Genomic DNA, 8,931 nt, shown 5'->3' with positions numbered 1-8,931 from the left:
AAAAGAATATTATTCAGTGAAAATTAACTAAAATAAATGTGGAAAAAAACACAGTTCATTCCAAGTTGGATTTATACTATTAATTAATTTTTCTTTTGTAGCTCGATTGCCCGCTTTCAATTGTTTTTCTCTTCCAATTGCATCACCAATCATTTGAAACTGTTCGCAGTAAACTAATTTATTTAAGTTGTAACGGGCAGAAAATGAATTTTCATAACGTTTTTGTTTATGTTCTTCAATTCGTTGTGGTAAATTAGAAGTAACACCAATATAAAGTACTGTATTGTTTTTGTTCGTTATGATATAAATAAATCCTGGTTTCATGGCTTACATTTTTATGATTGAGTTGAGATTGCTTCGAGATTGCTTCGTTCCTCGCAAAGACGTTGCGTTGAGGTTTGTGTTGATTTTATTGTTTCAAAAACTCATTAATCTTTTTCCTATCACCCGCAATCCACAAGATATCATCAGATTCTAAAATCCAATGCGATTCTGGGTTTAGGATACGTTTTCCGTTTCGTTCGATACCAACGATGATGCCATGCGTTTTTTCTCTAATTTGCGATTCTCGGATACTTTTTCCTATGCAAACACGATTTTTTAGTTCTAGTTGCTGTAATATAATATCCTCTTTTACTTTGGTTTCAGGCTCATCGATTTCGTGTTTGTCCAAATAAATTTTGAATAACTTTACCTCGTCATCTGTTCCAATAACGCTAATTTCGTCACCTGGAAATAAACGTTCGGTTCTAATCGGAATATTAATTGTGATTTCACCTCGTTTGATAGAAGCGATATTGATTCCGAATTGTTCTCTGATTTTCAATTCTTCCAACGTTTTACCTGCTAAATTCGATTCTTTGGCTATAATGAAATCAGCCATGTGACCATCCCAAGGAGATAGTACATTCTGGCGTTTGTTGGCTTCTTTTGTTAATTCTCTATCGTTGAAATTTCTCAAGAAATGGCTTTCAATTTTGTTGTAAAACGCATGTAATCGTTTTGGGAATAAAATATAGGAAACGATTCCAATAACCAATGCAATAATAGCGATTGCTGGAGAGAAAAATTCATTCAATACAAATCCCATATAGAAAAGCGAAAGTGCAATTCTAAAGAAAACCAATACGATAATCGGACCTTGATATTTTCTGACTTGCATTAATTCTTGCACTTGTTCTACTGCCACTCTTCGCAAGGATAATGCCCATAAAAAAGGTGATAATATTACAACTGTTATTAATGCTGCAATAGCATTTCCAAAACGGGAATCTTCTACTAATGGCAGAATATATTTGGATGAAAGTAGAATAATTGCAACAATAATAATCGAGTGAATAATCACCTGAGTTAAGTAAGCACGAAGTACGATTTGCCATGTACTAACCGATTTAATCGCTTCTGTATTGGCACTATAACGCTCTATTTTTTTAACCCAACGTCTTGGTAATTTTTTCTCCAAAAAGATAGATAATGGTGTTGAAAATTTAACCATGAATGGCGTAGTGAAGGTTGTAATAGCTGAAACAGCAACCACAATTGGATATAAGAAATCGCTCGTTACATTTAAAGTCATTCCTAATGTGGCAATGATGAACGAAAACTCGCCAATTTGCGATAAACTCATTCCGGTTTGAATGGATTGTTTCAACGGTTGCCCCGAAAATAAAGCGCCAATGGTTGAGGAAAGGGATTGACCTAAAATTACAACCAAGGTTAAAATGGCTACAGGAAAACCATATTTCATTAACATCTCAGGATCTATCAACATACCAACCGATACGAAGAAAACTGCTCCAAATAAATCTTTTACAGGTTTTACTAAATGTTCAATGTGTTCGGCTTGGGTGGTTTCGGCAATAATTGAGCCCATGATAAAAGCACCAAGAGCAGGTGAGAAGCCTACGTTTGCAGCGAATAAAACCATTAATAGACATAATGCTAGCGAAATAATCAACAACATTTCGTCAGTTAAAAGATGTTTGGCTTTTTTAAGTAGTGTTGGAATGAAGAAAATCCCCGCTACAAACCAAATCGTCAAAAAGAAAACTAGTTTTAATACTGATTGTAACAATTCAGTTCCTGAAAATTGCTGACTTACAGCAACGGTTGATAATAAAACCATCATTAAAATGGCTAAAATATCTTGTACGATTAACGCTCCGATTACATTTCCGGCGAATTTTTGTGTTTTAACACCTAGTTCATCAAAGGTTTTTAAGATAATGGTTGTGGAAGAAATCGATAAAATAACACCTAAAAACAAGCTATTCATTTTGCCCCAATCCATCATTTGTCCTACGAAATAACCTAAAGCTACCATGGAAATGATTTGGGTAAGAGCAGTTATAGAAGCCGTCCCACCCACTTTCATTAGTTTTTTGAAACTAAATTCAAGTCCAAGACTGAATAATAGGAATATAACTCCAATTTCTGCCCAAACTTTTACACTGTTCATGTCTTTAACCGTTGGGAAGAAATCGAATTCACTTCCCGCTAAAAATCCAGCTACTAAATAACCTAAAACAAGCGGTTGTTTTAATAGTCTAAATATTAATACTGCGATTGCAGCAGTTACAAGAATTAGCCCTAAATCGCTAATTAAATCAGGAATGTGTAAGGTGGTTGCGGAAAGAAATATTGGCATAGAATTGAATTTTTACTAAAATAGTGAAAAGTGATCGGTTTTCAAAATTTCAATTCTTTATGCACTTAATTTTATTATTTTTTTAACGAATTTAGTTCTTGAAGTGTGTAAAATTTCATTTGGTTTGAAACCACAAATTGACAAATCATTTCTAATGTTTTTACATCTACTTCATATTCATTAGTTGCTTTGTTAACTGGTTTGTGTCCGTAGAAAACGACTATTTTATTGTGTTTTTTAGCGTAATTTAAAACTTTGGTTAAATAGTTTAAACTAAAATGTTCGTAGTTACTATCAATTCCAATTCCGTATGCTAATCGAGTTCCGTTATAGAAATTGGCGTTATCGGCTACTTTTTTGCCGCCATTTGCAGTTCCTCTTACGATTTCGAAGTGTTTTTTAAGTTCGTAATCTAATGTTTGTGTTTTGGCTCCAAATGGATAAGCGAAGGATTTAATTTCAATGCCTTCTTTTTTAAACGCTTCGATTAAAGGAAAAATTTCAACTATTAAGTATTGTTGTTTGTTGTTTTTCTTAGTGAATTCTTTTGCATTGAGATGACGAAATCCGTGACCTGCAATTTCGTGTCCTTTGGTTTGTAGTTCTTTAAGGTTAGAAATATCAGTAGAAGTAAGTTTTTCAAAATTACTTACGCAAAAAGTCGCTTTCCAATTGTATTTTGCGAGTTGCACATCCGCTTCTTTCCATTCGTTGACGAAGTAATCGTCAAAAGTAATGACAACACCCGCTTTGGAATTTGTGGTTTTGGTTTTAGTAGACGAACAAGAATAAAAGAAAAAACCTATCAGTAAACTAATGGAGATTAATTTTATAATGATAGGCTTTGGCATGTTTAAATGATATAAAATACAGTGTCGATAAAAAACAAAAAACCATTTTGAGTTAATACATTTTCATCATGTAAATCTTCTAAAATAATTCCATAATTTCTATTGATATAATCATAATTTCTTGAGTTTTCAAATCCATTACTCAACATAAATTGCTTTACTAATTCTAAATCTGTTTTATCAGTTGCTTTTACAAATGGTTGTTCTACAACAGCATATAAAATATTTTCATTCTTATAAAAACCTAAAAGTTTATAAGCCGTGTCAGAAAAGAAATAATTATTTAACAATAAATTATTAAGGTAATCAATCCAAGAAGTATAATATATGGAATCGTTTAGCTTGAGAACACTTTTGTCATCTTTTAAATATACTTTCTGTTCTGCACCTTGAGAAATGTAATTTTCAAGATTAATGTTTTCGACCCAAAATTTATTTTGTTCAATAAATTCAATTAAACTCTTTGTTTCTTTTTCTTTGAAGTACTTATCTTCTTTAACCAAATTACTTGTTGCTTCGCTTCTTCTAAGGAAACTAATGACTGTTTGGATAAAATCTCCATGCTTAACTTGGCTCTTTCCTGAAAGGATATGTTGTATTTCATCATTCACAAGTTTAGATTAAAATGATAATCAAAGATAAAGAAAATTTTGAAATTAAATCCCCAAATAGTTACTCGGTGTAATTTGCATTAACTCTGCTCTCACTTCTTCTGAAACGTTTAATGTTCCGATGAAATTGTGAATCGCTTCTTTGTTAATTACAGTATTAGTTCTGGTTAAGTCTTTCAAAGCTTCGTATGGATTTGGATAGCCTTCACGGCGTAAAATTGTTTGAATTGCTTCTGCAACAACTGCCCAGTTTTTCTCTAAATCTTCTGCGAATTTGTCTTCGTTTAATAACAATTTGTTCAATCCTTTTAAAGTCGCTTCAAATGCGATTAAGGTGTGTCCCATTGGAACTCCAATATTACGTAAAACCGTACTATCGGTTAAATCGCGTTGTAATCTTGAAAGTGGTAATTTTGCTGATAAATGTTCGAAAATTGCATTAGCAATTCCTAAATTTCCTTCCGAATTTTCAAAATCGATTGGGTTTACTTTATGTGGCATGGCAGAAGAACCAATTTCCCCTGCTTTGATTTTTTGTTTGAAATAATCCATTGAAACATAGGTCCAAATGTCTCTGTCTAAATCGATTAAAATCGTATTAATGCGTTTTAAAGCATCAAAAAAGGCTGCAAAATGGTCGTAATGTTCAATTTGTGTCGTTGGGAATGAATGGTGTAACCCTAAACTGTTTTCTACGAAATCGGTTCCAAATTTTTTCCAATCTGTGTTTGGATACGCCACTTTGTGTGCGTTGTAATTTCCAGTTGCGCCACCAAATTTAGCAGCAAACGGAACATTGAATAACAAACGCATTTGCTCTTCTAAACGTTCTACGAAAACTAAAATTTCTTTTCCTAAACGAGTAGGAGAAGCTGGTTGTCCGTGTGTTCTGGCTAACATTGGAACGTCTTTCCATTCCATTGCTAATTCTTTCAATTTTGCAATTACGCTTACTAAACTTGGTAAATATACATTTTCAAAGGCTTCTTTAGTAGAAAGCGGAATCGCTGTATTGTTGATATCTTGAGAAGTCAATCCAAAATGGATAAACTCTTTAAATTCTTGTAATCCTAAACCGTCGAATTTCGATTTAATGAAATATTCTACCGCTTTTACATCGTGATTCGTTGTTTTTTCGGTTTCTTTAATCCAAAGGGCATCTTCGGTAGAAAAGTTTTTGTAAATCGCTCTTAAAGAATCGTAAATTGATTTGTCAATTTTGGCTAATTGATGTACATCAGCCTCGCGCAAAGCAATAAAATATTCAACCTCTACCAAAACGCGGTATTTAATTAAGGCTTCTTCAGAAAAATAAGGAGATAATGAAATAGTTTTGCTTCTATAACGACCATCAATTGGCGAAATAGCATTTAATTCTGTTAATTGCATTTTGTTGTGTGTTGTTTAAAGAAGTGCAAATATAATAAGAAGTTAGAAGTTAGAAGTTAGAAGTCAGAAGTTTTTTGGATAGAATTTACTAATTCCTCTTTCACAATTTTCATTCCTTCAACTGCGGTTAATGGCAAGACTTTCAATTCATTTGGTAAATCGTAAATTGTGGCTGGATTGGGATCTATGTAGTACACAGGAACATTTTGCTCTACATAATTCATCAAACCAGCTGCAGGATATACTTGTAATGAAGTTCCGATGATGATTAAAATATCAGCAGTTTCTACAATGTCAATAGCATGTTCAATCATAGGAACATCTTCGCCAAACCAAACAATGTGTGGTCGCAATTGATTACCTTCTAAGTCTAAATCGCCTAAAATTAAATCGTGTTTCCAATCGATTACAAAATCTTCGTTTGAAATGCTTCGGACTTTTAATAATTCGCCATGGAGATGAATAACTTTGTTACTTCCTGCTCTTTCGTGTAAATCGTCAACGTTTTGGGTTATGATGTGTATGTCGAAATGTGCTTCTAATTCGGCTAGAATTTCGTGAGCTTTGTTCGGTTTAACCGTTAAAAGTTGGGCTCTTCTTTTGTTATAAAAGTCTAAGACTAATTCTGGATTTTTTTTCCAACCCAAAGGAGAAGCGACTTCCATAATATCATGACCTTCCCATAAGCCATCAGCATCACGAAATGTTTTAATACCGCTTTCAGCACTAATTCCGGCGCCTGTTAATACTACAATTTTTTTCATTTTCTTTTCTTTTGCAATTTTTATAAAAGTAAAATGCGTCCATACAGACGCATTTTGATTATACTTTTCCTAAGGTATAAAGTTGTTCTAGTGTTGGACTAGCGCTTCCACCAGCTGGTTCTAACGTAATTCCGAACGCTTGTGGAGATTCCGCATTTTCTACTTTTATAACCTTGGTTGAGCTTGTTGCATAAGAGTCAAGTAAACCAATGCTTGTTGGTGTTAAAACAGGCTCTAACTGCAACGACCATACTTGATAAACCATTCCTTTTGGCGGTTCTGGTAATCCAGATGCGTCAATGTAAACCGTTTTTGTAGTTTTGTTGTAATAGGCTTTAGCAAAAGCTTCGGGAGCTACTTGTTGTCCAGCTAGAGTAATAGAAATATTGCTTGTATCTCTTAAAATAGCTAAAACTTCTTCTGATTCTTTCTTCTTCAATTCTAAATCAACAATTGACTCTTGTAATAAGTTTTTCTCTGTCGAAACATTATTCAAGGTTTCATTTGTTTGGTTTAATTTATAAAATTGAAGTCCGAAACCAACCACTAATACTGCAGCTGCAATCCATCCTGTGTATTGTGCCCAATTTGTTTTAGGTTTCATTTCGATTACTTTGTTTCTTCCTAATAATTCGGCTCTGATTTTCTCAAAATTAGTAGCAGATAGGTGAGGTGCAACACTATACGACAAATTAATTACCGTATTTTCGATAGCTTTTATTTCTTCTTTTACTTCAGGATGTTCTGCTGCCATTTGGTTGACTTCCGCAATTTCTTCTTCAGAAAGTTTTCCAAATACATACAATTCTAATATTCCTGATTCGATATATTCTCTACTATTCATTGATCATCAGTCTTAATTCATTCATACAATTTCTATTTTGAGTTTTTACCGTTCCTAATGGAATTTCCAACTCTTCCGATGCTTCTTGCTGTGTATATCCTTTAAAAAACAATAAATCGATTAATTGGATACACTTGGGTTTTAATTTTTTGATGAATTCTTTAATTCCTATAGCATCTATTTTATTGATTGTCTTCGCATTGTCATCTAACAGATGTACGAAATTATCAGCAGATAAGTTTTTCTGGCTATTGTTAAAGTTTTTAGAACGTAATTTATCGATGGAAGAATTACGAGCAATATTTAACATCCAAGTGTACAATCGGCCTTTTGAAGTATTATACGAATCAATGTTTTTCCAAATCTTTACAAATACTTCCTGAAGCACATCTTCAGCTTCTTCTTTGTCTTTGATTAAATTAAAAATGATACCATACAAACTCTTGGCATAGTTGTCATAAAGTAATGTAAATGACCTATCGTCTTTTTTAAGTAATAGGGGTAAAAGTTCTTCTTGTGTCATGCAATTTTCTTTTTTTTGTCTAAAATAATAAAAAAAGTAGTATTATTTTTGTGGTATGGAGAAATTTAATCAAGAGTTGTTAACATATTTAGAAGGTTTTCTAACTGAAAATAGAAAAGAAGGCTTTTTACGTGTTTTAAAAAATAGAACTAAGCATTTCACGATTGCTATGGAAGATGTGTATCAATTGCACAATACTAGTGCGGTAATGCGTAGTTGCGAAGTTTTTGGAATACAAGAATTGAATGTGATTGAACAGAAGTTTGGTAAACGAATTGATACTGAAATTGCCATGGGCGCTCAAAAATGGGTAGATGTGAATCGATTTAATACGGTTCAAAGCTGTATTGATGCTAAAAGAGCTCAAGGTTATCAAATCATCGCTACCACATCTCATAATGATTCATGTATGTTGCATGAGTTTGATATTTCTAAACGTTCAGCAATCTTTTTTGGAACCGAAAAAAACGGACTTTCTGAGGAAGTTATTAATCAAGCGGATGGATTTATCAAAATTCCTATGGTAGGTTATACCGAAAGTTTGAATATTTCAGTTTCAGCAGCCATTATTATTCAAGATGTGACAAATCGCTTAAGACAATCTAATATCAATTGGCAATTATCGGAAGAAGAAATATTAGAAAAACGTTTAGATTGGACTCGAAAATCAATTAAAGATATCGATTTTATTGAAAATAAATTTTACGAAATCAAACAAAGTGCTGTAAAATAAACTATTTGTTCTTTTTTAATATTTTGTAATCTTCATAGCATGCACTAATAGCATCCATAATTTGTAAGTCGTTTGCTGTTTGAATAAAATATTCTGAATAATTACAGTTTTGAAGGATTAAAGGAATGTCGTCTTTGTTTATTTCAAGTAATGCAGCTAGAGTTTCTCTGTCAAATTTTGTAGCCAAAAGATTTCGTACTGTATCGTCTTTTTTCATTGCTTTAAGCTTTTTCATTTCTCTAGGTCTTTTTCCAAAGATATTATACAAGAAATCAGCAGGATTAGATATTGAGCCGAGTACTTTGGCAATAGCACCAGGTTTGTAATCACCACCTTCATATCCAGCTTTTAATCCAGATATACTATAACGATAAGCATCATCAGTAACAGGTATTAGTTTTGTATCAACCTCTACGTAGCCAGTTAAATTATATTTAGCAACAATAACTTCATCTACAACATAAGCTTTTTCAGTTAAGTATATTTTAGTTGGATTTTGTTTTATCCAATCGTTGGTAACTTTTACTTTAACTGTTTCGAATCCAATATATGTAAATAATAATGTATCA

At 32.6% G+C, this 8,931-nt stretch carries 10 protein-coding genes; 1 reads left to right on the top strand and 9 read right to left on the bottom strand.

What is annotated here, in order from left to right; genetic code table 11:
- Nucleotides 1-27: 27 nt before the first annotated feature.
- The 8 genes from B4I81_RS09930 to B4I81_RS09895 all read right to left on the bottom strand — a co-directional run bounded on the left by B4I81_RS09930 (nt 28) and on the right by B4I81_RS09895 (nt 7,629).
- Nucleotides 28-324 (bottom strand): GIY-YIG nuclease family protein, encoded by a 297-nt coding sequence (locus tag B4I81_RS09930; RefSeq protein ID WP_291110212.1) that lies wholly within the window; start codon nt 322-324, stop codon nt 28-30.
- A gap of 85 nt (nt 325-409) precedes the next feature.
- On the bottom strand, nt 410-2,647 hold the full coding sequence (locus B4I81_RS09925) for a cation:proton antiporter (RefSeq protein WP_291110210.1): 2,238 nt from the start codon (nt 2,645-2,647) through the stop codon (nt 410-412).
- A gap of 74 nt (nt 2,648-2,721) precedes the next feature.
- Complete coding sequence (locus tag B4I81_RS09920) at nt 2,722-3,498, bottom strand: polysaccharide deacetylase family protein (protein ID WP_291110208.1); 777 nt, start codon at nt 3,496-3,498, stop codon at nt 2,722-2,724.
- A gap of 2 nt (nt 3,499-3,500) precedes the next feature.
- On the bottom strand, nt 3,501-4,109 hold the full coding sequence (locus B4I81_RS09915) for a hypothetical protein (protein WP_291110206.1): 609 nt from the start codon (nt 4,107-4,109) through the stop codon (nt 3,501-3,503).
- 45 nt (nt 4,110-4,154) lie between these two features.
- Nucleotides 4,155-5,498, bottom strand: a complete 1,344-nt coding sequence (gene purB, locus B4I81_RS09910) for an adenylosuccinate lyase (RefSeq protein WP_291110205.1) — start codon at nt 5,496-5,498, stop codon at nt 4,155-4,157.
- A gap of 56 nt (nt 5,499-5,554) precedes the next feature.
- Nucleotides 5,555-6,262, bottom strand: coding sequence for an SIR2 family NAD-dependent protein deacylase (locus B4I81_RS09905; RefSeq protein ID WP_291110203.1), 708 nt, complete (start codon nt 6,260-6,262; stop codon nt 5,555-5,557).
- A gap of 58 nt (nt 6,263-6,320) precedes the next feature.
- Nucleotides 6,321-7,106, bottom strand: a complete 786-nt coding sequence (locus B4I81_RS09900; protein ID WP_291110201.1) for an anti-sigma factor — start codon at nt 7,104-7,106, stop codon at nt 6,321-6,323.
- Nucleotides 7,099-7,629 carry an RNA polymerase sigma factor gene (locus B4I81_RS09895; RefSeq protein WP_291110199.1) on the bottom strand — a complete coding sequence of 177 codons (531 nt, stop codon included), beginning with the start codon at nt 7,627-7,629 and terminating at the stop codon, nt 7,099-7,101. Before B4I81_RS09895 ends, B4I81_RS09900 begins: the two co-directional genes overlap by 8 nt.
- 55 nt (nt 7,630-7,684) lie before the next feature.
- Here B4I81_RS09895 and B4I81_RS09890 point away from each other — a divergent pair, with 55 nt between their 5' ends.
- Entirely contained in the window at nt 7,685-8,362 is a 678-nt protein-coding gene (locus B4I81_RS09890; protein ID WP_291110197.1) for a TrmH family RNA methyltransferase, read from the top strand.
- Nucleotide 8,363: 1 nt separating this feature from the next.
- On the opposite strand, the gene B4I81_RS09885 is transcribed toward B4I81_RS09890, so the two are convergent.
- Nucleotides 8,364-8,931 (bottom strand): carboxypeptidase-like regulatory domain-containing protein (locus tag B4I81_RS09885; RefSeq protein ID WP_291110195.1); only part of this gene is annotated, 568 nt, incomplete at its 5' end.

Origin of the sequence: Flavobacterium sp. UBA6195 (assembly GCF_002422095.1) — a bacterium.
Classification (GTDB): Bacteria; Bacteroidota; Bacteroidia; order Flavobacteriales; family Flavobacteriaceae; genus Flavobacterium.
This window is presented reverse-complemented; position numbering and strand designations above follow the sequence as displayed.